The organism is Mesorhizobium sp. M1227 (assembly GCF_040318315.1).
Lineage (GTDB): Bacteria > Pseudomonadota > Alphaproteobacteria > Rhizobiales > Rhizobiaceae > Mesorhizobium.
In genome coordinates this window covers 24,031-46,401 of record NZ_JAMYLZ010000036.1, presented here as the reverse complement: position 1 = coordinate 46,401, position 22,371 = coordinate 24,031, and the positions used below count along the sequence as shown (strand labels likewise).

The window sequence follows — 22,371 nt, the reverse complement described above, 5'->3', positions numbered from 1 at the left end:
ATGTCCGTTCGCCCGTCCTTGGCTCGAACTCCGGCCATGACGGCACGGACCAGGGAAAGGGAGCTCCAATGAGGAAGATCATCGCCGCAACATTCGTCAGCCTCGACGGCGTCATGCAGGCGCCCGGCGGCCCGCAAGAGGACCCTGTCGGCGGCTTCAAATTCGGCGGCTGGACGTTTCACTACTGGGACGATGTGATGCGCGCCGCGATGGGCGAGACGTTTTCAAAACCGTTCGCGCTGCTTCTCGGCCGCAAGACTTACGACATCTTCGCCGCCCACTGGCCTTATCAGAAGAATGATCCGATCGCCGACAGCTTCAACGCCGTCACCAAATATGTGGCGACGCACAGGCCGGATTCGCTGTCCTGGCAAAACAGCCAGCCGCTCGGCAGCGATGTCGTCGCGACGTTGCGCCGGATGAAGCAGGAGGACGGCCCGGACCTGCTCATTCAGGGATCGAGCGAGCTGATCCAGACCTTGCTCGCCAATGACCTGATCGACGAGATCAGCCTGCTGATTTTCCCGCTGGTGCTGGGCAAGGGCAAAAAACTGTTCGGCAGCGGCACAATACCCGCCGCCTTCAAGCTGACCCGTTCGCAGGCATCGACCACCGGTGTCATCATGGCGAGCTATGAACGCTCCGGCGAGATCAAGACCGGGTCATTTGCCACGGAGCAGCCGTCCGAAGCCGAGATCGAGCGGCGCAAGAACTGGAAGTAGATGCCGCAGGGCGATCAAGGACGGCTGAACACTGGCCGTCCTTTTTGCTGTTTTTAAGCCGCCTCTCGTCGCCCTGCCAACCCATCGCGGAGGTGGCCCGCGAATGCCAGTGCAGCCGGCGCGACGGCGTGCTTCGGCAAATGCAGATTGATCGAAAAATTCGGCAATGACGGCAGCTCCGGATCGTTGGCCAAAATGTCGAGGTCGACAGGCACGGTCGACGCCAACCAGGTGGTGACGGCCAAGTCCGAACGCACTGTCGCCGTCGTCGCGTCGATGCTGCCGTTTTCGAATACGGTGCGCCATTCCAGCCCATGCTCGTTAAGCGCCTCCAGCACCACCGGGCGGAACGCACAGGTCTCGGCGACCATCGAAACCGGCAAGGGGCGTTTGCTGCGGGCGGCGCCGCCTTTGGCGCCGACCCAGACCAGCCGGTCGACAACAAGGCATTCGCCGGCCGACCGACCGATCGGCTCCTCGATCACCGCGAGCTCTATCGTGCCGGTCGCCAAGGCTGCGGCCAGCTCCGGCGACGAAGCACAGACAAGCGAGATCTCGACCTGCGGATAGGCTTCGGCATAGGCCTTCAGCACCGGCGCAAGCAAGGTGCCGACAAGGTCGTACGGCACGCCAAGCCGCACCTGACCGGCAACTGCATCGCCCGCCATCTCCGCCAGGATCTCGTCATTGAGGGAAAGCAGGCGCTTGCCCTTGCCGAATAACTGCTCGCCGGAGCGGGTCAGCCGCAATCCACGCCGATCGCGATCGAACAGGCTGCAGCCGAGAACCTCTTCCAAACGCTTGATCTGCTGGCTGACGGCACCTTGCGTCAAATGCAGCGCGTTGGCCGCCGCCGTCATGCTGGCCTTGTCGGCAACGGTGACGAAGGTTCGAACCAGGGCAGTATCGAGGTTGCGGAGCATCCGGCTATTATATTTGCTAATGCATGTCATAGCAAACATTGCATTTACTGATGAGCCGAACAGCCTACCGTGCAGGCTTCAAAGGAAGCAGCATGTTTGAACCTGTCCTTCCCCTCGTCCTGTTCGCGCTGGTCTCAACCTCAACGCCCGGCATGGCCACGACCTTGTCGACGGCGTCCGGCGCGCAGTTCGGCTTTCGCCGCTCTATCCCGCTGATGGCCGGGAGTGCGGCCGGCCTGGCCACGGTGGCTGCGGCAGGTGCTGCCGGGCTCGCCGGTCTGCTGGCCGCCGCTCCTTCGCTGCAACTGGCAATGAAAATGGCCGGTACCCTCTATCTGACGTGGCTTTCCCTCAAGATCGGCCGCAGCGGTCCGCCCAATCTGGACGTGGCCATGGCAAAGCCGAACAGCTTTTTGGGCGGCGCCGGCCTGCAATGGATGAACCCAAAGGGCTGGGCCATGGGGCTGGGAGCGGCGGCATCCTTTGCCGGGCTCGCCAACGGGCCGCTGCAGCTCGCCTTGCTGCTCGGCACGGTCTTCGGCCTTGCAGCGGCCCTATCGCTGGCAGCATGGTGCGTGGCGGGCACGCTGCTCGCCGGGTTGCTGCGAACCGAGCGGCAGTGGCGCATGCTCAACGCCGTGCTTGGCCTGCTGCTGGCCGCCTCGATCATCCCGATGTGGCGGACAGCGTAAGATCAGTCTTTAGCCATGTCAGGCAGCGTAACGCGCCGCCGGCTTGCCCGCCAGAAGACTGCCGACGAAGCCTTGCGGACGCGAAGAAAGGCCCCCCCCCCCGGCAATATCGGCAAGACCCGGTGCCGTGAATGCTTCACCCTTTGCCAGGCCAACCAGCGCTGCATCGACCAGATCGTCGGCGGTCATGACGATTTCTTGCGGAACGTCGGCGAGGTCGCTTCCGGCAACTTCCCAGAATTCGGCACTGGACGAAATCGCCGCGCTGGATTTTGACGCACCGCCGCCGCGACTTCAACTATCGGCGGCCGGCAGCCAAGCTTTGCCCACAAGCCTTACTCGGCCGGCATCGCCACCGGACGCGCCGCCAGATGGCCCGCCAGCACTACGCCCAGACCGATGATCGGGAACGCCGCCGCGACCACGCCGAGGTCGGCCGGTGCGCCATAGCGCAGCACAGCGGCGCCGACCACGGCACCCAGTGCCACGCCGAGATAGAGCGCCGAAGCGTTCAGCGACAGCACGATGGGCGCGGCATCGGGCGCCAGCTTGATAATGCGGCTGGCCTGCGCCGGCGGGAATGCCCAGCCGACGATGCCCCACGGCACCATCATGGCCATGAGCGCCGGCCCGGCGATCTCGCGCGGCAGGAACATCGGGATCAGCGAAAACGTGACCAGCATGGCGGCACTCAGCGCCAGCGACCAGCAGACGGTGCGCGTCGCGCCGAAACGGTCGGCGGCCTGACCGCCGCCGATATTGCCAATGACCGCGCCAACGCCAAAGGCGAGCAGCATTCCGGGAAGCGCGATCGGGTTCAGTCCGCCGCCTTCGATCGCCAGCGGCGCGACAAAGGCAAAGACGGTGAAGGCGCCGATCAGCGCCAGGATCGTCGTCACCAGGATAGGCATGACGCCGGGGCGAAGTGCCGCTGCAAGCCGCATCCGGAGCGGCAGCCTGGTGCCGACGATGCCGCGCGGCAGCCGGTACCACAGGATCGCGCCGGCGAGCGCACCGAGGCCGGCGATGGCAAAGAAGGTGCCGCGCCAGCCGGCAACCGTCGCAACGAGCGCGCCGAGCGGTGCTCCGACCGCGACCGCAACCGTAGTGCCGCCGACGACCACGGCAATGGCGCGGGCGCGGTGATGATCGTCGACAAGCGCAACGGCCGTTCCCTGTGCGGTCGCTGCGAACAAGCCTGACGACAGCGCCATGACGATGCGCGCGATCAACAGCAATTCGAAGGAGGAGCTCAGCGCCGCGGCGACGTTGCCCAACACGAAGAACACCAGCGTCCACAGGATGACGCGGCGCCGGTCCCATTCGCCGGTCAGCGTTGCCAGGATCGGCGCGCCGATCGCATAGGCGAGCGCAAACGCGGTGATCAGCGTGCCGGCGAGCGGAACGGAGATGGCGGCATCCTTTGCAATGTCGGGCAAAAGGCTGGAGATGACGAAACCTTCGGTCGAAATCGTGAACGATCCGAGCGCAAGCCAGATGAGGCGCTTATCCATGGCAATTTCCTTAGTTCAAAGGTTATTGAACAATTGGACATAACAGGGCATGATGTCAATAAAGCCGCTGCAAAATAGCCGAACCATCCTGACAGCCCTGTGTCAGGACGGGGCGACGAAACGAAACTATGTGTCCATTAGCCACGAGAGGAGATGCGTTGAAATCGGCTCCGAATGTGCTTAATTCCTGGGCATGACCTTGCCCCATCCCACCGCCGACCAGATCAGCCTGCCGAACGTGCTTGCCGTGCTCGGCGACCCGACGCGACTGGCCATCGTGCGCTATCTCGCCAGCAAAGAGGGCGTGCCGCTGAATTGCAGCCGGTTCCTCGATCTCTGCTCGAAGACCAATCTGAGCTACCATTTGGCCAAGTTGCGTGAGGCCGGCGTCACCCGCACCGAGGCGGTTGGAACCAGCCGGCTGATCACGCTGCGCCGTGACGATCTCGACCGCCGCTTCCCGGGCCTGCTCGACAGTGTTATTGCCGCGGCCGGCGACGCATCGTTGCCGGCGGTCGGCGGCCACGAGATCGAAGTCCGCGCCTGAACGACCCGAAGCTGGGTTCCGCTCTCGCCCGCCTCGCGAGGCGAGAAAAGTAGCTTCACCCGCCCTCCAGCCATTCCAATTAACGGAGCCTGCCATGCGCATTGCCGTCCTCGCCGACATCCACGGCAATGTCCTGGCGCTCGACGCCGTGCTCAATGATCTGCGGCAGCGCGGCGGCGCCGACCTCATCGTCAATCTCGGCGATTGCGTTTCCGGCCCGCTCTGGCCCCGCGAGACCATGGAGCGGCTCGAGACGCTCGACCTGCCGACGGTGCGCGGCAACCACGACCGCCGCGTTGCCCGCGACACCGCCGACGAGACCATGTGGCCGTCCGATCGCTACGCGCAGGAACGGCTGACCGCAGGCCAACGCGAGGCGCTATTTGCGCTGCCCGTCACGCTGGAGCTGGCGCCCGGCATACTCGCCTTCCACGCCCGGCCCGACCACGACGAAAAATACCTGACTGACGTGATCCTCGACGGCCGGCTGGTGCGCGCGCCGCTGGTCGCAATCCAGCGGCGCCTCGGCGCGATCGATCCCGCCTGCCGCATCATGCTTTGCGGCCACAGCCATCGCAGCGAGCTGGTCCGCATTCCCGGCGGTCCGGTCATCTTCAACCCGGGCAGCATCGGCTGCCCCGCCTATGACGATTCAACCCCGCCGGCGCATGTCTCCGAACAGGGTTCGCCGCACGCCCGCTACGGCATCGTCGACTTGCATCCCGATCGTTTCGAATCCATCGCCGTCGACTATGACCATAAGGCGGCGGCGTATCAGGCCGAACAGGCGGGACGGCCCGAATGGGCTCACGCGCTGCGCACCGGCTTCATGCCGGGCTGAGCTTGCTCATCCCAGGCTGAGCTTGCTCATCCCAGGCTGAGCTTGCTCATGCCTAGCTGAACGGATGACCGCCTTCGAGCGGCAGAAGTCGCGACGGGTCCAATCTTCAGTCGTCAGACGCCGATCGCTTCGATCGCTTGGCAGGACGTCGGGCGCTGGCCGCCGAAGTCTTGGACGCCGAAGTCTTGGACGTCGAAGTCTTGGTCGCCGAAGCCTTTGGCCGTGACGTCTTCGGCGCCAGTTGCGTTGGGTTGAACGTCTGTGCTGGGGCGGATTCGGAACCGGCCCGAATGTCGGCGTCGCGCACCTGCTGGCCAAAGTTCAGGCCGGTCAGCTCTTCAATCTCGGCCACCGTCGAAAGGAACTCCGATACCCTGGCAATTTCAAGCGGGTCATCGAATGCCTCGGCACGCTCGCCGAACGCTTCGGGCATCACTTCCAAAACCGGCTTCTGGTCCGCCAGCAGCGCGATGGCGCGCAGGCCAGCTTGATCGGACCACAGCGCGATCTTCCAGAACTTCAGCGGAACATTGCTATCGAAGCGGTAGGGAGGATCGTCCTCGCCGAACACTGGCCCGGCAAACACCGTGACACGGCCTCGCGTCGTATAGGCGTTGCGCAGCACATAGGTTTCTACCGCGCGCCATCTCAACTTCCCTTTGGAGCCGGGATGGTTAAGCGAGCTTCCTTGATTGAAGAAGCCGACTTGCGGCGCAGCATTGGTATAAAAGAACGTGTCGCGTTCTGCCGCGACCGCCTCCTGATCGACGCCCCATGCGGGGTCGCCGCGAAGTGTAATATGGCCCTTCTGGAACATTCGAGCGATTCGTTCCTTGGATTTTGCGACGGGAAATCCAGGCACATTCTGGCTCGAATAGAATTCCTGGGTCATCTGCTCGCCAAGGTCGAGGCGCCGATCCGGCCGGAAAGCATCGCTGGCTTCCGAACCGGAAATCGACTCCACCCCCAATTCGACAAGCGACGGGTTGTCGATGACCGTCTTGTCCTCACGATTGACCGCCTTGGTGCGGGATCCATCGATATTGCAGGCCGTGACGAAGGCAAGCCTGCGATCGGCGTTCATCAAGATCGAAAAATGATGGTAGCGCAATTCGTGCGGGTCCTCTCCCGGTTTGGCAAGAAGGTTTTTGGCCAACCGGTAGGGTGAATTGGCAACCGTCGGCATTGCCAGGACAAAGCCCGGTATGAAGCCGGGCTCATACCCTCCACGATCGTCGAAATCCTCCGTTTTCCAACCCGCGGCCTCGGCGATGGCCACCTTCCCGGGTTCGCTTGCCGGGCCTTTGCCGTCGTTTCGTCTCGCATCGCCTCCGTCGCGGTCGATCAGCGGCGCCCGGACATTTATCTCGACGGGAAAAGTCCAGGTGACCGAGCCATCGGCATTGTGTCTCGTCGCCGGCCGATTGCGATCCGGTTCCGGCCGCTGCACCGGCCTGTCCGGCACATCTTCGCGAATATCGGCGTTCAGCCGAACTGTCTCGTCCATCATGCGCGGCATGCCGGCCCAAATCGCCAGAGCTTGCGAAACCGCCGATGCCGAGGAGCCCGGCAGCTTGGACTTTCTAGCACCCAGATCGTCAACGATGGCGCTGATCCGTATGCCTTCGTTGATCTCGCGCGCAAGCGCATAGCCACCTATGCCCGTCACCTCGTGGAACGGGCCGGCCCAATGGTGCAGGGCGATAGGTTCCCATTCATTGTTGAAGACCGGGGAGCCGGAAGAACCCTGTTCGGTGTCGGCGACATAGTGCAGCACTTGCACCGTTTCGTCGCGGGCCACCAGCCGGTTTTCACGCAACACCAGTTCCTTGAAGCGGCCATCGGGATGCTGGACGATGTTGGCGATTTCGCCGAGCATATGCTTGTCGCGCGCATCCGACAGCGAGATAAAACCGAACTCCCCCAGTTCCTTTGGGCCGGAACGCCGCTCGCCGACTCCGATCAGCGTATAGTCCAGACCCTCTATGCTATCGCTCACGAAACAGGATTCAGGATCGAACAGGAACGTCGTCGGCGTACGCACGGCATTCGCACCGTCCTGCTCATAATCGAACTGGACCTGGAAGCGCCGGGAATCCGCCTGCGACGAAATCACATGGTTGTTTGTGAGGAACAACCTTGGCCCGACCAGAAAACCCGATCCTTGCGGATTGCCGTTGAGAAAGGCAACGCGGCCAACCGCATCGGCAGCACGGCGCCCACGCTCGAGGAATGCGACCCCGATGAAATCGAGCGTTGGGCCGAGAATAGCCTCCGGCCCTGGCTGCTTGGCGGCGGCCTTTCTTTCCCCGGCAGACCTCATGTCAATTGCTGCCGATATCATCTCCGCTTCGGTGCGGCTGAGCGACGCCTTTACCTGCAACCTGTCGAGCCGCCTGGAGAGGGTCTGTTCGGCGGCCAGCGGATTGCCGTTGGCGATGTGACCAAGTGAAGCCTCAATCTCGGCGCGCGTTTTCTTGATACGCTGGCGAACTATGTTTTCCACCTGCGCAAATATTTCAAGGTCGACCATATTGCCCTCCTCAACCTTACTTGAGAGAGTGCATATTTACATGAAATGTGCAATATTTTGCCGGCTGTTAGTTCACGGAAGCGGCCTGGTCGCGATTCAACACGCGGCACCTTTTCGGGCTTACACAGCGCCGCCTCGTCGCCTATAAAAACCGGCTGGCGTGCGATGGCGCTTTCGTGCCTGGCCGCGCCTTCGGCAATTGAACCTACCACCATGGCAGATGATTAGGCGCACAGTAACACTCCCGACGACGCTGCTTGCGATGGTTGCCGCTCCGCTGATGCTGGCGGAGTTGCCGGCCAACGGCCAGGAGCCGGAGCCCATCATCTCGATTGTGACGGGTCTTGCTCCGGATGATCTCCTGAACGTGCGCGCCACGGCGTCGGCCATGGGCAAGATCGAGGCGCGGCTGCCGAGTGGTTCGAGCGTGAAAAATCTCGGCTGCGGCGACGTCAGCGGCTACAAATGGTGCAAGGTTGAAGACATTGATGACCCGAAGATGAGCGGATGGGCGCCCGCACGCTACCTCGACCCTATCAATCCCCGGCAAGTGACACCGCAGGTGGCGGCCAGTGCGGAGAACCCTGCGCCTCAGCCGCTGCCCGACCTGACAACGCGCCTCGGCGCGACCGCTCCCGAAACGCCGCTGAATTCCCCTGACGCGATCGGCAGGGTGGCGATCGAGGATGCTTACCGCCTGGCCCTGGCCGGTGGAAACCCCACGACTGGACAGGTTGATGGATCGCCGCCCGCGGCAGTGGGTCCCGTCCAGAATTTCGGCGCGGCCAACGCGGCGCCCCCGGCCGACGCACAGACCGTTGCGCGGCTTCAGCCGCCGGGGACACCGGTACCCGGTGCCGGCAACGCCATCCCCTGTGCGCGCTATCTCGGCCAGCCGATGACCAGCTGCAAGGCAGGCGTGGTGCGCACCGGCGACAAGACCGACGTGACCGTGACCTGGCCCGATGGCGGCACGCGCATCATCAGCTTCAAGGCCGGCAAGCCGGCCGGTGCGGACGCGCCCGGCGAATTCCGCTTCACCCGCGAGGGCAGCCTGAACATGATCCGCGTCGGTGCTTCCGAACGCTTCGAGATTACGAACGCTTTGGCGTTGGGGGATAGTGATAGGGGGAATAAGGCAGTAGGGCAGTAGGGCAATATGTTTAAAGGGCGCTCGAACCTCTGCCCTACTGCCCTACTGCCTTACTGCCCTACTGCCCTACTGCCCTACTGCCCTACTGCCCTACTCCCCTAGCCGAGCATCATGACTTACCAATCCCCAATCTCCCCCGGCCGCTCCTGGTACGAAGACACGGCCGGGCCAAGGCCCGAATATCCGGCGCTCGACGGCGACCGGACATGCGATGTGGTGATTGTCGGCGGCGGCTTTACCGGCCTGTCGGCGGCGGCTCATCTCGCCACGACAGGCGCGGATGTCGTGCTTATCGAAACGCATCGTTTCGGTGACGGCGCATCGGGCCGCAATGGTGGCCAGCTCGGCACCGGACAACGGGCCTGGGCAGAGGAACTGGAAGCGGAATACGGCTTTTCCCGCGCCAAGGCGCTGTTCGACCTTGCCGAAGAGGCCAAGGCGCATCTGCTCGACTTTGCCGCGATGCACCAGATCGAGATCGACTATATGCCCGGCCAGATGTCGGTGGCGCACAAGAAGCGCTATGTCGACGACTACAAGGCGCATGCCGAGATCATGGCAAACCGGTTCGGTTATCCGCACATCTCATTTATGGATGCCGCGGAGACTGCCGAGCGGCTCGGCTCGACGCATTATTTCGGCGGCACCCGCGACACCGGCACCGGCCATGTCCATCCGCTGAAGCTGGTGATCGGCACCGCGAAAGTCGCGGCAGAGGCCGGCGCAAAGCTTTTCGAGCAGACGCCGTCGACCGGCATCACCTCCGGCGGCGGCAAGGTCAGGGTTGTGACGCCGAAGGGCACGATCACCGCCGCTAAATGCCTGATCGGGGTCAACGCCTATGGCGGCACGCTCGAACCGGTGAGTGCCGCGCATATTATGCCGATCGGCTCCTTCATCGGCGCGACTATACCGCTGGGAGCCGATTCCAAAGTGTTGCCGGGTGGCGAGGCGGTCGACGATTCGCGCTTTGTCGTGCGCTATTTCCGCAAATCGAAGGATGGGCGGCTGCTGTTTGGCGGGCGCGAGATCTATGCGGTCAACGATCCCAAGGACATCCACATCCACATCCGCCGGCAGATTGCCGAGATCTATCCGGCACTGAAGGACGTCGAGATCACTCATGGCTGGGGCGGCTACGTCGGCATCACCGTGCCGAGAAAGCCGTTCGTGCGCGAAGTGATGCCCAATGTGACCTCGATCGGCGGTTATTCCGGCCACGGCGTCATGCTGTCGAACTTTTTCGGCAAGCTTTATGCCGAGACGGTCGCCGGCAACCGCGACCGGCTGAAGCTGATCGAGGACCTGAAAATTCCACCCTTCCCCGGCGGCCGGCGTTTGCGCGCGCCACTGCTCTTCCTTGCGCTCAACTGGTACGCGTTGCGGGACAGGATCTAACCAGACGTTGCAGAATCCTTAACCGGGGCGCAGAATTCCCGCCAAGGGCGCAGTGATGCCACAATCGCGGGCGAAAGATGATGCTCGTGGGCAGCTGAACGGGGAATTTTTGCGGGCCTGCCCGCTTTTGGTTTGGGACCGATGCCGATCGAAATGCCGGCTCTCCGGCATGGGTCGTAAGAACATCGGCCCGCAAATGGAGGTGGCAAGTGTGAGAGAGCCCTTCAGTTTCGGCGCGCCGGAACGACGGCGCCTTGCGATGCAATTCGGTTACGATATGCGGCCGACGTTCTGGCACGGGGTCCGGTCGAACGCGCATCTGGTGATAGCCGCGCTTGGCACGGTCGCACTGCTCGGCGTTGCCGCGGTGGCACTGTGGCTGGCATTGCCGGCAAATGAGCGACAAGCGGCCGCAAGTCCTGAGCAGATCGTTCCGACCATCCCGGTCAAGACGACGAAGATCATGCCTGCCAAGGTTGCTGCGCCGCCGCGGACGACGGGCAAGGCAGATGCGGTTTCCCCAGCGGTGGCCGCAGCGGAAGCCGAGATACCAGCGCTGGCTCCCAACGATCCGCGCTGGACAGGGCCAAAGACGGCATCGGCCGCCGCCACGGCAGCATCCGACCAGCTGGCAAGCCAGACCGAGCAGGCGACCGATAAATCGTCTGCTTCGGTGGCATTCGCCGACCCGGCAGCAAAACCCGACGCTGCGGCATTGTTTGCCAAAGTCGCGGCTCCCGGCAGCTCAACGAAAAACAGCGGGCCCGATGGCGCGCAGACCGCCGCCATCCCCACGCCCAAGCCGCAACTGCCGACGCAGACCGCGAGCGAAGACGACAACAGCACCAAGGCAAATTCCGGAAGAGCCAATACTGCCGGTACCGGACGCATCCTGAGATCCGTCACCATGCGCACCGGCCCAAAAAAGAATGCGGCCGCGATTCTCACCGTGCCGGCCAAGACCTCGGTGCAAGTGATGAGCTGCAAGCAATGGTGCCAGATCGTCTACAACGGCAAGCGCGGCTGGATTTACAAGAGCTACGTCAAAACCGGGGCGTAGGGCCGGCAGAGCGATTGCGGGTCGCTCGCCGTCAGCCAGTCCTCCGCCGGAGGCCCCGGCCGTTCAAATACAACGTCCGCCGTCGACTTCCAGCGCCACGCCAGTGATGAAAGCCGCTTCGTCCGAAGCAAGCCAAAGCGCGGCATTGGCTATGTCGAGCGGCGTCGAAAGCCGGCCGAGCGGGATCGACGCGCGGAACTTCTCGCGGATCTCGGGTGTGTCGGCGCCCATGAATTTCGCGAGCATGCCGGTCTCGCCGGCAACTGGGCAAAGGCAGTTGACGCGGATGTTCTTCGGCGCGAGTTCCACCGCCATCGATTTGGTCGCGGTGATCGCCCAGCCCTTCGAGGCGTTGTACCAGGTGAGGCCGGGCCGCGGTCTGATACCGGCCGTGGAGGCCGTCGTCAGGATGACGCCACCGCCTTGCCGTTCCATGACCGGCACCACTGCAAGCGCTGCGTGGTAGATCGCCTTCATGTTGACTGATGTGATCAGGTCGAAGGTCGCTTCGTCGACTTCCAGCATGTCACCGTTGCGATGGGTGTAACCCGCGTTGTTGACCATGATGTCGATGCGGCCGAAGGCGCTCATTGCGGCATTGACCATGTCGTCGAATTCGGACCGCAGCGAGACGTCGGTCTGGGTCCAGATCGCCTTTTCGCCGATCTCGCCGGCAACGCGCTCTGCGCCCTTGGCGTTCAGATCGGCGACGACTACCCGCGCGCCCTCCTCGGCAAAGCGCCTGGCCATGCCCTCGCCAAAGCCCGAGGCAGCGCCAGTGATGATTGCGACCTTATTTTTGAGGCGCATGCTTTTCTCACTCATCGTTGAAAGCGATCGATGACGCGTTTGGCCAGGCCATCGAAAGATGTGCGTCCATCGACGATTTCTCCTTTGGCTTTCGCTGCCATCCGGCTCTATGCTGCAACTGCGAAGGCTCCGGAAGCATCGCTTGCCGACAAGCCTCCGGCCAGCGCCGGTGTCAAGAGCACACGCGGATGTGACGCAATGGCACTGGCAAGTTTAAATCGATTAGATTATATCAGCCGCGTTATCGCGACCGGCGTCACAGCGGACAGACCATGACCAGCCAGATCATTCCCGTCGACCCTTTCGACTTCATCATTTTCGGCGGCACCGGCGACCTCTCGGAACGTAAGCTTCTGCCGTCGCTGTACCACCGGCAGCGCGACCACCAGTTTTCCGAGCCGACGCGCATCATCGGCACATCGCGTTCGAAGATGACCGACGAGGAATTCCAGTCGTTCGCCAGGCAGGCGATTGCCGATCATGTGAAACCGGAGGATATCGACGCCACGGAACTGAAGACGTTCCTCGCGCGGCTCTCCTATATCCCGGCAGATGCAACCACAGGTGCCGGCTTCGACAGGCTGAAGAAGGCGATCGGCGACAGCGAACACATCCGCGCTTTCTATCTGGCTGTGGCGCCGGCGCTGTTCGGCGACATCTCGCACAAGCTGAAGGAGCACGGGCTGATCACGCCGAATTCGCGCATCGTGCTGGAAAAGCCGATCGGCCGCGATCTCGCTTCGGCGCGCGCGCTCAACGACCTGGTCGGCGACGACTTCCATGAAAGCCAGATTTTCCGCATCGACCACTATCTCGGCAAGGAGACGGTCCAGAATTTGATGGCGCTGCGTTTTGCCAACGCGCTCTACGAGCCGCTTTGGAATTCCGCCAATGTCGATCATGTGCAGATCACCGTGGCCGAGACTGTCGGCCTGGAAGACCGCGTCACCTATTACGACAAGGCCGGCGCATTGCGCGACATGGTGCAGAACCACATGCTGCAGCTGCTCTGCCTGGTCGCGATGGAGGCGCCGTCGTCGATGGACGCCGATGCCGTCCGTGACGAAAAGCTGAAGGTGCTGCGGGCGCTGAAGCGCATCAACGGCAACGAAGCGCCGAAGCACACGGTGCGCGGGCAGTATCGTGCCGGCGCCTCGGCCGGCGGGCCGGTGAAAGGCTATGTCGAGGAACTCGGCAAGAACAGCAACACCGAGACTTTCGTTGCGCTCAAGGCCGAGATCGGCAACTGGCGCTGGGCGGGCGTGCCGTTCTACCTCCGAACCGGCAAGCGGCTGGCGACGCGCGTTTCGGAGATCGTCATCGAATTCAAGCCGATCCCGCATTCGATCTTCGGCGAGAGCGCCGGGCCGATCTCCGCCAACCAGCTGGTCATCAGGCTGCAGCCCGACGAGGGCGTAAAGCAGTTCATCATGATCAAGGATCCGGGGCCGGGCGGCATGCGGCTGCGCCAGATTCCGCTCGACATGAGTTTTGCGCAATCCTTCGACGGCCGCGCCCCCGATGCCTATGAGCGGCTGATCATGGACGTCATCCGTGGCAACCAGACGCTGTTCATGCGCCGCGACGAGGTCGAGGCGGCGTGGAAATGGATCGACCCGATCCAGGACGCCTGGGAAAGCGGCAGGCAAGAGGCGCAAGGCTACACCGCCGGCACATGGGGCCCCTCGGCCTCGATTGCGCTGATCGAACGCGACGGGCGGACATGGCACGAGAGCAATTAGGCGGCGCCTACAACTGGCACGAATTTGCCGGACGCCAGGAGTTGGCCACAGCGCTTGCCGGCCACGTCGCCGGCCGTCTGTCAAAGGCGATCGCCGAGCGCGGCACGGCGCTGCTTGCGGTCTCGGGCGGCACGACGCCGGCGAAATTCTTCGCGGCGCTTTCGACCGTTCCGATCGCCTGGGAAAAGGTGACGATAACATTGGTCGACGAGCGCTTCGTGCCGCCCTCATCGCCGCGCTCCAATGCCGGCCTGGTTGCCGCCAACCTGCTGCAGAACGCGGCCGCCGCCGCGAATTTCGTGCCGCTCTACCACGCCGCGGCAAGTATCGAGGTTGCAGCGGTCTCCGACAGCGAGGCGCTGCAAGTGCTGCCCTGGCCACTCGACGTCGTTGTGCTCGGCATGGGAACTGATGGCCACACCGCCTCGTTCTTTCCGGATGCCGAGAACCTGGCAAGATTGCTCGATCCGTCGTCGCAAAGGGTCGTGCTTCCGGTTCATGCGGCAAGCGCCGGCGAGCCACGGCTGACGCTGTCACTGGCGCGGATCATCAAAGCCGCCTTCATCGCGCTGCATATCGAGGGCGCGGAAAAACGCAGCGCATTCGAGGCCGCGCTTGGAACTGGAACACGAAAGCCCATTCGCGCCGTGCTCGATGCCACTCAAAAGCCCGTAGAGGTTTTCTGGGCACCCTGATCTCAACTTGGCTGCAGGTCCCGGCAACAGCCGGAAGGTGTTTGCGGGACCTCGCCTGAAAGGACCGACCGCCATGACCGCAAGACGCGATATCGAAGCCATCACCCAGCGCATCCGTGAGCGCTCCAAGCCCGGTCGCGAGGCCTATCTCGGCCGCATCGCCGAAGCCTCGAACCGCACCGCCAACCGGGCCGTGCTGTCCTGCGGCAACCTGGCCCATGGCTTTGCCGTCTGCAGCCCTTCCGAAAAGGTGGCGCTTGGCGGCGACCGGGTGCCGAATCTCGGCATTATCACCTCCTATAACGACATGCTGTCGGCGCATCAGCCTTTCGAGACGTTTCCGAGGCTGATCAAGGATGCGGCGCGCGAGGCCGGCGGCATCGCCCAGGTGGCCGGCGGCGTGCCGGCGATGTGCGACGGCGTCACCCAGGGCCAGCCCGGAATGGAGCTGTCGCTGTTCTCGCGCGACGTGATCGCCATGGCCGCGGCAATCGGCCTGTCGCACAACATGTTCGATGCCGCCGTCTATCTCGGCGTCTGCGACAAGATCGTGCCTGGACTGGTGATCGCGGCGCTGACCTTCGGCCATCTGCCGGCGGTCTTCATCCCGGCCGGGCCGATGACGACCGGCATTCCGAACGACGAAAAAGCCAAGATCCGCCAGCTCTATGCCGAGGGCAAGGCGGGACGGGCCGAACTGCTCGAAGCGGAATCAAAATCCTATCACGGGCCGGGAACCTGCACTTTCTACGGTACCGCCAATTCCAACCAGATGCTGATGGAGATCATGGGCCTGCACACGCCTGGCGCTTCCTTCGTCAATCCCGGCACGCCGTTGCGCGACGCACTGACCAGGGAGGCGACGAAGCGGGCGCTGGCGATCACCGCGCTCGGCAACGCCTACACGCCGGTCGGGCGGATGATCGACGAGCGCTCGATCGTCAACGGTATCGTCGGCCTGCACGCCACCGGCGGTTCGACCAACCACACCATCCACCTGATCGCCATGGCAGCGGCGGCCGGCATCGCCATTACCTGGCAGGATATTTCCGACATCTCGGAAGCCGTGCCTCTGCTGGCGCGAGTCTATCCGAACGGCCTTGCCGATGTGAACCACTTCCGTGCTGCCGGCGGGCTCGGCTTCCTGATCCGCGAACTGCTCGACGCGGGCATCCTGCATGAGGATGTGCAGACGGTGTGGGGCGAAGGGCTGCGCCCCTACGCGGTCGAGGCCAGGCTCGGCGCCGACGGCGGCGTCGTGCGCGAGGCTTCGCCGCGCGAGAGCGGGGACGAGAAGGTGCTGGCGCCGTTCAAGAAGGCGTTCCAGCCGAGCGGCGGTCTGAAAGTGCTTTCGGGCAATCTCGGCCACGCCGTCATCAAGACATCGGCGGTCAAGCCGGAGCGGCGCATCATCGAGGCGCCGGCCAAGGTGTTCGACAGCCAGCAAGGCCTGAACGAGGCGTTCACGGCGGGGTCGCTGACCGGCGACTTCATCGCCGTCATTCGGTTCCAGGGTCCGAAGGCCAACGGCATGCCGGAATTGCACAGGCTGACCACCGTGCTCGGCATCCTGCAGGACCGCGGCCAGCATGTGGCGCTGGTCACCGACGGCCGCATGTCGGGCGCTTCAGGCAAGGTGCCGGCGGCGATCCACGTGACGCCGGAAGCGGCGGAGGACGGGCCTATCGCCAGGATCCATGACGGCGATATCATCAGGCTCGACGCCGAGGCCGGGACGCTGGAGGTACTGGTGCCAGCCGGCGATTTCGCACTGCGCCGCCCCGCGGACAGCGACCTCATAGGCAATGAATTCGGCTTCGGCCGCGAGCTTTTCGCCGGGTTCCGGCAGTTGGTGGGACGCGCCGACCATGGCGCCAGCGCCTTCGGTACGGCATGATTTTTTCGGCAATAGGGAAGAGCGGCTAATGGCTGCTCTCCACTGGATCTATTGAACCGTCAGTTCGGCTCGCGCGCCGGCCCTGACCGTTACCGTGCCTTCCTTCGAGCTGTTGTCCGATTTCTCCGAAACCACCGCGTAGTCACCGGCCGACAGGGTGGCTTGATACTTCTGATCATAGGCGTAGCCGACCGACTTGCGGGTTCCGTCGATGGCCTTCCTGGCCTCGAATATCTCGATCTTCGAGGCTCCTGGCGCGGTTATCGTCAGCATGCCGGCGTTCATCGCGATCTTCAGATCCTGATGGTCGCCAACCTTGACGCTGAACGGCTGCTCGGCCACCGCAAGGTCGACCGTCGCGACCATTACATAATCGTCGGGCGGCAGATCGAACTTGCTGTCCGGACCGTAGGCATAAGTCACCTCCTGCCTGGTTCCGTCGACGTTCTTTTTCGCCTGGAGCACTTTGAAGCCGATGCCCGAACCCTCGGCCTTGTCGCCGCCGGCATCATAATAGGCGTTGGCGACGACACGCCCGACGCCGACGATGATGTCCTTGTCGATGACCCTGCCGGCGGCAAGCGGGATCGTCTCGATAACCATGCCCTGGCCGATCGTGACCGTCACCTTCTGGTCACCGGCCGGCAGCACGACTTTCGTGTCACCGTAATAGGTCGGCGGGGTGTCGACGCCGGGATAGCCGATTACGACAGCCGCGCCGTCATCAACGTCCGCTCCTTCGCTCGGCCTGGGGTGGATGACCAGCGTGCCGGCATTCAAGTTGAAGTGCGGTTTGGCGACCTGGCCAGGCTCTATTGTGATCTTCTGTTCGGCCCTGGCCTCGCCGGCACGCGCGACGACGATATAGTCGCCCGGCTCCAGATTGCCTCTGTAGGTGCCATATTCGGTGGTGACGGGATCGCCGCGCGTGCCGTCGGAATTCGCCTTGTAGATCTCCCAGGCATTGCCGTCGGTGACGGGATCGCCACCCTCGGCAAGCACGACGGTGGGCACGAAATTGGACTCCGCCGGCTGAGCGGGCGCCGGCTGGGGAGCAGGCTGCGGGGCGGGAGTCGGTTCAGGGGCGGGTGGCGGAGGCGCGACGGTCTCGACGAGGGCGTCCTGCAATGCCTTTTCATCCGACGCTTCGATATATTTGCCGCCGGTATTGTCGGCGAGGCAACCGATCTGCTTGCCTTCGGCCGCCGTCAGGCCGAAGCCGACGACATTGACGGTGAAGTCGACGCCAGCAGCCTCCAGTTCCTTGCCGAGTGCACAGGGATCGCCGTTGCATGTCTCGATGCCATCGGTGATGAGCACGACCGTCGCCTTGTCCTCGGTGTATTTCAATGCTTCCGCCGCTTGCTTGACCGCGGCGGTCAACGGCGTCTTGCCCTGAAATTTCAAGCTGTCGGCCGCGGCTGAGATCGCACTTGCCGAGCCTGCCTGCGGTGGCACGATGAGTTCGATGTCGTCGCAACTGGCCTTCTCGCGATGGCCATAGGCCATGAAGCCTATTTCCTCCTCGGCCGGGACCGATTGCAGCACGTTCCGCAGCGATTGACGGGCGATTTCGAGCTTGGGCTTGCCGTCGATCTGCGCCCACATCGAGCCGGAGGCATCGAGAATGACGATGACGCGATCGGCGGCGAAGCCGAACCCTGTCGTCCACAGCAACAGGGCCGCCGCAGCGACGCTCTGCACAAATCCCGTCATCAAAAATCCCCCCGTCAGCCGCCGCCGCTCGGCGCCGGAAAGCTATTTGACGCTGCGTCGCGACACAAGCCCGGGTGGAGTACGAAGCTGCGCCACCTCTGTGCAACCCTCAATAGGTCGTGCGGCGTTCCTCGGAAGGCGGCCGGCCGAATTGGAGCCGATAGCTCTGGGCAAAATAGGAATGCGAGGTGAAGCCGGTGGCGATCGCCACGTCGAGGATCGGCATGTTGGTCTGGCGCAGCAGTTCGCGCGCCCGCTCGAGTCTAAGCCGCATATAGTAGCGCCCGGGCGTCACACTGAGATGGCGCAGGAACAGGCGCTCGACCTGGCGCACCGACAGGCCCGCCGACTTGGCGAGCTGCACCGCCGACAGCGGCTCGTCGAGATGGTCGGCCATCAGCTCGACGATGCGGCGCAGCTTCTCCGACTTGCCGGTCAGGTCGCGTTCCGGGCCGACGCGCTGGCGGTCCCCGGCCGAGCGGATGCGCTCATGCTGGAACTGGTTGGCGACGCCATTGGCGAGGCTAGAGCCGAAGTCACCGCGCACGATCTCCAGCATCAGGTCGATCGATGTGGTGCCGCCGGCGCAGGTGTAGCGCCTGCGGTCGATCTCGAAGACGTTGCCGGTGCAGTTGATGTCCGGAAAGCGTTCGAGGAAGCCGGCGCGGTTTTCCCAATGGATGGTGCAGCGATAGCCATCGAGCTGGCCTGCTTCGGCAAGCAAATAGGAGCCGACCGAAAGCGCGCCGAGCGCATTGCCGCGCCGGCCCCAACTGCGCAGCGCTGCCAGCACCTTGCTCTTGCCGGGAAATTCCGTCGTCAGCCCGACCGAGACGAACAGGATATCGACCGGCGGCAGATCGGCAACCGCGTAGTCGATCTTGAGCGGCAGGCCGTTGGACGCCATGACGGCGTCGCCGTCGGCCGACACCGTAGTCCAGCCATAGAAATCGCGGCCGAGCAGCCGGTTCGCCGACCGGAACGTGTCGATTGCCGCGGCCAGCGAGAACATGGAGAACTTGTCGACCAACAGAAACCCGAACTGCCGCCCGCCCTGAACGGGATCATTGGTGACCGGCCGTTCTAAGGGAACAGTGAGGTTCGGCAAGGACGCTGCTTTCTGGTCAGAAGGAAGGCCGTTTCAATCCGGCTGCGAGATAGGCGGAAGCTAGCGTGTTGGCCATCAGCATGGCAATGGTCATCGGTCCGACGCCGCCAGGCACCGGCGTGATGGCGCCGGCCGTGTTCGCCGCCTCGGCATAGGCGACGTCGCCGACGAGACGCGTCTTGCCTTCGCCCTTTTCAGGTGCGGCGATGCGGTTGATGCCGACATCGACGACGGTGGCGCCAGGCTTGACCCAGTCGCCGCGGACCATTTCAGGCCGGCCGACGGCTGCAACCAGAATATCGGCGGTGCGGGCAAGCGCCGGCAGGTCCCTGGTCCGGCTGTGTGCGATGGTGACGGTGCAGTTGGCGGCAAGCAGAAGATTGGCCATCGGTTTGCCGACGATGTTCGAACGCCCGACGACGACCGCATTGAGACCGGACAGGTCCTTGCCGCGCACGCGTTCGATCAGCAGCATCGAGCCGGCCGGCGTGCAAGGCACGAAGGCGGTCTCGAGTTCGCCGGTGCCGAGCTTGCCGACATTGATGAAGTGGAAGCCGTCGACATCCTTCTCCGGCGCGATGGTCTGGATGATCTTGCCGGAATCGATATGGCCGGGAAGCGGAAGCTGCACGAGGATGCCGTTGATGGCCGGATCGGCGTTGAGCTGGCCGATGATCTTCAACAGGTCCGGCTCGGAGGTTTCGGCCGGCAGCGTGTGCTGAACCGAATGGAAGCCGCATTCCTTGGCGGTGCGGGATTTGGAGGCGACATAGACCTGGCTCGCCGGATCCTCACCGACGATGACCACGGCGAGACCGGGCTGCCGTCCGCCCTTTTCCGCCAGCTCGGCGGTCAGGGCCTTGACCCGCCGCACCACGTCTTCGGCGACGCTTTTTCCGTCAATCAACTCAGCCATGAACCACCCTCGACGCCGATCGCGTAAGCCTGCCGCGTTAAAACATCCATGCGGCGCGCTCCAGATATCTTTTATGCAGGCCGTTGCCCAGAACCATGCGCTGCGGGCGGACATGCAGCGCGGCATTTTCACGAAAATCGAGCCGGGCAATCCCGTCAATGCGCCGTCCCATGCCGTTAACTCGAAATCGGCATGTTTTATTCGACGCTCAGAAATAGCGGCGGCGCGCGCGGTTTTCGGTGAGCTCGCGAACGACCTCGCGGAATTCGCGCAGGCTGGCGCGGATTTCCTCGATCTGGCTTTGCTGATCGGCGGCTTCCGAGGCCTGATTTGCCTTCCTCGACCGGGCCTGAGTATAGGTCGGATGCGGCGGCGCGGGTTGCTGCGGATAAGGTGCCTGTCCGGCATAGAGCGGCTGTGGAGGGAAGGCGGGCGGCATGGCTGCGCCGGAATTTGTGGCGGCAGAAGTCTCGCCGGACGCCACCTCCTCCGGCGCGCTACCGGGCATGAGCCTGCGCAGCGCCGACAACACGGCACCGATCGGCCCTGGGCGCGCGACCTCGACCGGCGAAGCGGGAGGCGGCGCTGCCCGGTATGCTGCGTGATCGGCGGAACCGGCATCGGGGCCGCCAAGGGGGCCAGCGGGGTCGAAAAACCCATCGGCCGCTGCAGCCTCTTCCATCAGTATGGTGCCGGCCTTTGGCTCATCAGGATCGGGCTGGCTTATGCCGGCGGCTGCCAACAGGATCGGACTGGCACACGCTTCGCGGCGCGAGCGGGCAAGACGATGGCGTGTGGCGGCATCCTCGCGCCATGACGGGCCTGCGCGGTCCTCTAGCGAAACCAGCGATGCTTCGTCCTCGCCGCGCACCGCCTCGACGAGCGACAGCAAGGACTGCTGGTTCCTCCAGTGTTCACGATTTTTCCTATAAGCCATGGTTTCTGGAGCCTTCCCCTCGGGCTGGGGCGTAGCGACCGCCACTGCTTAAGCGATGCTAAACAGGCATAGGAAATAAAAGGTTAATTTGGTCGCCGCGCGACTGCGCGACTACATGCGCATCCCAACCGCAAGGTCGGGGTTTCCGCCCGATCACGGTCCCAACAGGGCTTCCCCGCCCTGCCGCGAGCGTCTATGGGGAAGCCATCTCTATGGGAGGCTTTCGATGACGATCAGGCTTGTTCTCGCCGGTTGCGGCAATATGGGCTACGCCATGCTCTCGGGCTGGCTGAAAGCCGGCAAGCTCGCTCCGACTGCGGTGTTCGTGGTCGAGCCCAATGCCGACTTGCGCAAGCGTGCCGAAGCACTGGGCTGCGGTGTTGGCGCCGATGCCGGCGCCATCCCGGCTGACGCCGTGCCGGCTCTCGTCGTCATTGCGGTGAAGCCGCAGGTGATCCGCGACGTGACGGCTGGTTACATCCGCTTCAACGATGGCCGGACCACCTTCCTCAGCATCGCCGCCGGGACACCGGTCGCCACGTTTGAAGGTATTCTCGGCGACCGCGCGCCGATCGTGCGCTGCATGCCCAACACGCCGGCGGCGATCGGCAAGGGCATGATGGTGGTGTTTTCCAACAGGCTGGTTTCCGACGACACCAAACGCTTCGTCGCCGACCTGCTTTCGGCAAGCGGGCAAGTGGCCGATATCGACGACGAGGCCCTGATGGATGCGGTGACGGCAGTCTCCGGGTCGGGGCCGGCCTATATCTTCCATTTCATCGAAGCGCTGACCGTGGCCGCCGAGAAAGCCGGCCTGCCGACCGGGACTGCCAAGCTCTTGGCCATGCAGACGGTCTACGGCGCCGCATCGCTGGCCGCCGAAAGCGGCGAGGAGCCGGGCGTGCTCAGGCAGCAGGTGACCAGCCCCAACGGCACCACGGCTGCGGCCCTTGCAGTACTGATGGGCGAGGACCGGCTGACGCGCCTGCTCACCGAGGCGGTGGAAGCGGCGCGGCTGCGGTCTATCGAGCTGGGGAAGTAGGGCTTCTGGGGGAGCCGGTCGGCGGTGATGGCCGACCGTTCCTGTCGGCAATAGCAACCGGTAGAAAAGCCGTTACGTGGCGTTCCTTCGCGCCCTCCACTGTCCTGCCGACATCAAAATCGCGA

Annotated in this window: 22 protein-coding genes; 12 read left to right on the top strand and 10 right to left on the bottom strand. The window is 63.8% G+C overall.

The window, feature by feature from the left end:
- The first annotated feature begins 68 nt into the window (after positions 1 to 68).
- Positions 69 to 722, top strand: a complete 654-nt coding sequence (locus tag NKH28_RS28320) for a dihydrofolate reductase family protein (protein WP_352473936.1) — start codon at positions 69 to 71, stop codon at positions 720 to 722.
- 53 nt (positions 723 to 775) lie between these two features.
- Here the strand turns inward: NKH28_RS28320 and NKH28_RS28315 are convergent, their stop codons facing one another.
- Positions 776 to 1,645: a LysR family transcriptional regulator gene (locus NKH28_RS28315; protein WP_352980933.1), complete on the bottom strand. Its 870-nt coding sequence runs from the start codon at positions 1,643 to 1,645 to the stop codon at positions 776 to 778.
- A gap of 92 nt (positions 1,646 to 1,737) precedes the next feature.
- Between NKH28_RS28315 and NKH28_RS28310 the strand changes: the two genes are divergently transcribed.
- Entirely contained in the window at positions 1,738 to 2,337 is a 600-nt protein-coding gene (locus NKH28_RS28310) for a LysE family translocator (RefSeq protein WP_352541090.1), read from the top strand.
- Between the two features lie 18 nt (positions 2,338 to 2,355).
- Here the strand turns inward: NKH28_RS28310 and NKH28_RS28305 are convergent, their stop codons facing one another.
- Together NKH28_RS28305 and NKH28_RS28300 are read right to left on the bottom strand one after the other, a co-directional pair.
- Positions 2,356 to 2,526, bottom strand: coding sequence for a hypothetical protein (locus tag NKH28_RS28305; RefSeq protein WP_352980932.1), 171 nt, complete (start codon positions 2,524 to 2,526; stop codon positions 2,356 to 2,358).
- Positions 2,527 to 2,672: 146 nt separating this feature from the next.
- The gene (locus tag NKH28_RS28300; protein WP_352980931.1) at positions 2,673 to 3,851 is read right to left on the bottom strand and encodes an MFS transporter; all 1,179 of its coding nucleotides are present in this window, start codon (positions 3,849 to 3,851) and stop codon (positions 2,673 to 2,675) included.
- Positions 3,852 to 4,044: 193 nt separating this feature from the next.
- Here NKH28_RS28300 and NKH28_RS28295 point away from each other — a divergent pair, with 193 nt between their 5' ends.
- On the top strand, positions 4,045 to 4,398 hold the full coding sequence (locus tag NKH28_RS28295; RefSeq protein ID WP_352457526.1) for an ArsR/SmtB family transcription factor: 354 nt from the start codon (positions 4,045 to 4,047) through the stop codon (positions 4,396 to 4,398).
- 94 nt (positions 4,399 to 4,492) lie between these two features.
- Complete coding sequence (locus tag NKH28_RS28290; RefSeq protein WP_352980930.1) at positions 4,493 to 5,239, top strand: metallophosphoesterase family protein; 747 nt, start codon at positions 4,493 to 4,495, stop codon at positions 5,237 to 5,239.
- Between the two features lie 106 nt (positions 5,240 to 5,345).
- Here NKH28_RS28290 and NKH28_RS28285 read toward each other — a convergent pair whose 3' ends face one another.
- The gene (locus tag NKH28_RS28285; protein WP_352980929.1) at positions 5,346 to 7,772 is read right to left on the bottom strand and encodes a DNA/RNA non-specific endonuclease; all 2,427 of its coding nucleotides are present in this window, start codon (positions 7,770 to 7,772) and stop codon (positions 5,346 to 5,348) included.
- A 262-nt stretch (positions 7,773 to 8,034) separates the two neighbouring features.
- On the opposite strand from NKH28_RS28285, the gene NKH28_RS28280 reads away from it, so the two are divergent.
- The 3 genes from NKH28_RS28280 to NKH28_RS28270 all read left to right on the top strand — a co-directional run bounded on the left by NKH28_RS28280 (position 8,035) and on the right by NKH28_RS28270 (position 11,383).
- Positions 8,035 to 8,925: an SH3 domain-containing protein gene (locus NKH28_RS28280; RefSeq protein WP_352980928.1), complete on the top strand. Its 891-nt coding sequence runs from the start codon at positions 8,035 to 8,037 to the stop codon at positions 8,923 to 8,925.
- A 111-nt stretch (positions 8,926 to 9,036) separates the two neighbouring features.
- A complete protein-coding gene (locus tag NKH28_RS28275; RefSeq protein ID WP_352980927.1) occupies positions 9,037 to 10,323 on the top strand; it encodes an NAD(P)/FAD-dependent oxidoreductase in 1,287 nt (428 codons plus the stop codon).
- 259 nt (positions 10,324 to 10,582) lie between these two features.
- A complete protein-coding gene (locus NKH28_RS28270; protein WP_352541757.1) occupies positions 10,583 to 11,383 on the top strand; it encodes an SH3 domain-containing protein in 801 nt (266 codons plus the stop codon).
- Positions 11,384 to 11,446: 63 nt separating this feature from the next.
- On the opposite strand, the gene NKH28_RS28265 is transcribed toward NKH28_RS28270, so the two are convergent.
- The gene (locus NKH28_RS28265) at positions 11,447 to 12,193 is read right to left on the bottom strand and encodes an SDR family oxidoreductase (protein ID WP_352541756.1); all 747 of its coding nucleotides are present in this window, start codon (positions 12,191 to 12,193) and stop codon (positions 11,447 to 11,449) included.
- A 30-nt stretch (positions 12,194 to 12,223) separates the two neighbouring features.
- Between NKH28_RS28265 and NKH28_RS28260 the strand changes: the two genes are divergently transcribed.
- The 4 genes from NKH28_RS28260 to edd all read left to right on the top strand — a co-directional run bounded on the left by NKH28_RS28260 (position 12,224) and on the right by edd (position 16,527).
- Positions 12,224 to 12,469 carry a hypothetical protein gene (locus NKH28_RS28260; protein WP_352980926.1) on the top strand — a complete coding sequence of 82 codons (246 nt, stop codon included), beginning with the start codon at positions 12,224 to 12,226 and terminating at the stop codon, positions 12,467 to 12,469.
- Positions 12,466 to 13,935, top strand: a complete 1,470-nt coding sequence (gene zwf / locus NKH28_RS28255; RefSeq protein ID WP_352472717.1) for a glucose-6-phosphate dehydrogenase — start codon at positions 12,466 to 12,468, stop codon at positions 13,933 to 13,935. The genes NKH28_RS28260 and zwf overlap by 4 nt, the downstream gene beginning before the upstream one ends.
- Positions 13,917 to 14,630 carry a 6-phosphogluconolactonase gene (pgl, locus tag NKH28_RS28250; RefSeq protein ID WP_352980925.1) on the top strand — a complete coding sequence of 238 codons (714 nt, stop codon included), beginning with the start codon at positions 13,917 to 13,919 and terminating at the stop codon, positions 14,628 to 14,630. The genes zwf and pgl overlap by 19 nt, the downstream gene beginning before the upstream one ends.
- A 73-nt stretch (positions 14,631 to 14,703) precedes the next feature.
- Positions 14,704 to 16,527, top strand: coding sequence for a phosphogluconate dehydratase (edd, locus tag NKH28_RS28245; RefSeq protein WP_352980924.1), 1,824 nt, complete (start codon positions 14,704 to 14,706; stop codon positions 16,525 to 16,527).
- A gap of 48 nt (positions 16,528 to 16,575) precedes the next feature.
- Here the strand turns inward: edd and NKH28_RS28240 are convergent, their stop codons facing one another.
- The 5 genes from NKH28_RS28240 to NKH28_RS28220 form a co-directional block, all read right to left on the bottom strand.
- Positions 16,576 to 18,243: a vWA domain-containing protein gene (locus tag NKH28_RS28240; protein WP_352541753.1), complete on the bottom strand. Its 1,668-nt coding sequence runs from the start codon at positions 18,241 to 18,243 to the stop codon at positions 16,576 to 16,578.
- A 109-nt stretch (positions 18,244 to 18,352) separates the two neighbouring features.
- Positions 18,353 to 19,351 (bottom strand): GlxA family transcriptional regulator, encoded by a 999-nt coding sequence (locus NKH28_RS28235; protein ID WP_352541752.1) that lies wholly within the window; start codon positions 19,349 to 19,351, stop codon positions 18,353 to 18,355.
- Positions 19,352 to 19,367: 16 nt separating this feature from the next.
- Positions 19,368 to 20,267, bottom strand: coding sequence for a bifunctional methylenetetrahydrofolate dehydrogenase/methenyltetrahydrofolate cyclohydrolase FolD (folD, locus tag NKH28_RS28230; protein WP_352541751.1), 900 nt, complete (start codon positions 20,265 to 20,267; stop codon positions 19,368 to 19,370).
- Positions 20,268 to 20,304: 37 nt separating this feature from the next.
- Entirely contained in the window at positions 20,305 to 20,439 is a 135-nt protein-coding gene (locus tag NKH28_RS28225; RefSeq protein WP_023677431.1) for a hypothetical protein, read from the bottom strand.
- A 36-nt stretch (positions 20,440 to 20,475) separates the two neighbouring features.
- Positions 20,476 to 21,204: a hypothetical protein gene (locus tag NKH28_RS28220; protein ID WP_352980923.1), complete on the bottom strand. Its 729-nt coding sequence runs from the start codon at positions 21,202 to 21,204 to the stop codon at positions 20,476 to 20,478.
- 226 nt (positions 21,205 to 21,430) lie between these two features.
- On the opposite strand from NKH28_RS28220, the gene proC reads away from it, so the two are divergent.
- Positions 21,431 to 22,246 (top strand): pyrroline-5-carboxylate reductase, encoded by an 816-nt coding sequence (gene proC / locus NKH28_RS28215; protein ID WP_352541749.1) that lies wholly within the window; start codon positions 21,431 to 21,433, stop codon positions 22,244 to 22,246.
- Positions 22,247 to 22,371 lie beyond the last annotated feature (125 nt).

Bases quoted from the DNA above. Each gene is read 5' to 3' on its own strand.
- NKH28_RS28320 (WP_352473936.1), top strand. From the start codon at position 69: ATGAGGAAGATCATCGCCGCAACATTCGTCAGCCTCGACGGCGTCATG.
- NKH28_RS28315 (WP_352980933.1), bottom strand. From the start codon at position 1,645: ATGCTCCGCAACCTCGATACTGCCCTGGTTCGAACCTTCGTCACCGTT.
- NKH28_RS28310 (WP_352541090.1), top strand. From the start codon at position 1,738: ATGTTTGAACCTGTCCTTCCCCTCGTCCTGTTCGCGCTGGTCTCAACC.
- NKH28_RS28305 (WP_352980932.1), bottom strand. From the start codon at position 2,526: ATGACCGCCGACGATCTGGTCGATGCAGCGCTGGTTGGCCTGGCAAAG.
- NKH28_RS28300 (WP_352980931.1), bottom strand. From the start codon at position 3,851: ATGGATAAGCGCCTCATCTGGCTTGCGCTCGGATCGTTCACGATTTCG.
- NKH28_RS28295 (WP_352457526.1), top strand. From the start codon at position 4,045: ATGACCTTGCCCCATCCCACCGCCGACCAGATCAGCCTGCCGAACGTG.
- NKH28_RS28290 (WP_352980930.1), top strand. From the start codon at position 4,493: ATGCGCATTGCCGTCCTCGCCGACATCCACGGCAATGTCCTGGCGCTC.
- NKH28_RS28285 (WP_352980929.1), bottom strand. From the start codon at position 7,772: ATGGTCGACCTTGAAATATTTGCGCAGGTGGAAAACATAGTTCGCCAG.
- NKH28_RS28280 (WP_352980928.1), top strand. From the start codon at position 8,035: ATGGTTGCCGCTCCGCTGATGCTGGCGGAGTTGCCGGCCAACGGCCAG.
- NKH28_RS28275 (WP_352980927.1), top strand. From the start codon at position 9,037: ATGACTTACCAATCCCCAATCTCCCCCGGCCGCTCCTGGTACGAAGAC.
- NKH28_RS28270 (WP_352541757.1), top strand. From the start codon at position 10,583: ATGCAATTCGGTTACGATATGCGGCCGACGTTCTGGCACGGGGTCCGG.
- NKH28_RS28265 (WP_352541756.1), bottom strand. From the start codon at position 12,193: ATGCGCCTCAAAAATAAGGTCGCAATCATCACTGGCGCTGCCTCGGGC.
- NKH28_RS28260 (WP_352980926.1), top strand. From the start codon at position 12,224: ATGACGCGTTTGGCCAGGCCATCGAAAGATGTGCGTCCATCGACGATT.
- zwf (WP_352472717.1), top strand. From the start codon at position 12,466: ATGACCAGCCAGATCATTCCCGTCGACCCTTTCGACTTCATCATTTTC.
- pgl (WP_352980925.1), top strand. From the start codon at position 13,917: ATGGCACGAGAGCAATTAGGCGGCGCCTACAACTGGCACGAATTTGCC.
- edd (WP_352980924.1), top strand. From the start codon at position 14,704: ATGACCGCAAGACGCGATATCGAAGCCATCACCCAGCGCATCCGTGAG.
- NKH28_RS28240 (WP_352541753.1), bottom strand. From the start codon at position 18,243: ATGACGGGATTTGTGCAGAGCGTCGCTGCGGCGGCCCTGTTGCTGTGG.
- folD (WP_352541751.1), bottom strand. From the start codon at position 20,267: ATGGCTGAGTTGATTGACGGAAAAAGCGTCGCCGAAGACGTGGTGCGG.
- NKH28_RS28225 (WP_023677431.1), bottom strand. From the start codon at position 20,439: ATGGGACGGCGCATTGACGGGATTGCCCGGCTCGATTTTCGTGAAAAT.
- NKH28_RS28220 (WP_352980923.1), bottom strand. From the start codon at position 21,204: ATGGCTTATAGGAAAAATCGTGAACACTGGAGGAACCAGCAGTCCTTG.
- proC (WP_352541749.1), top strand. From the start codon at position 21,431: ATGACGATCAGGCTTGTTCTCGCCGGTTGCGGCAATATGGGCTACGCC.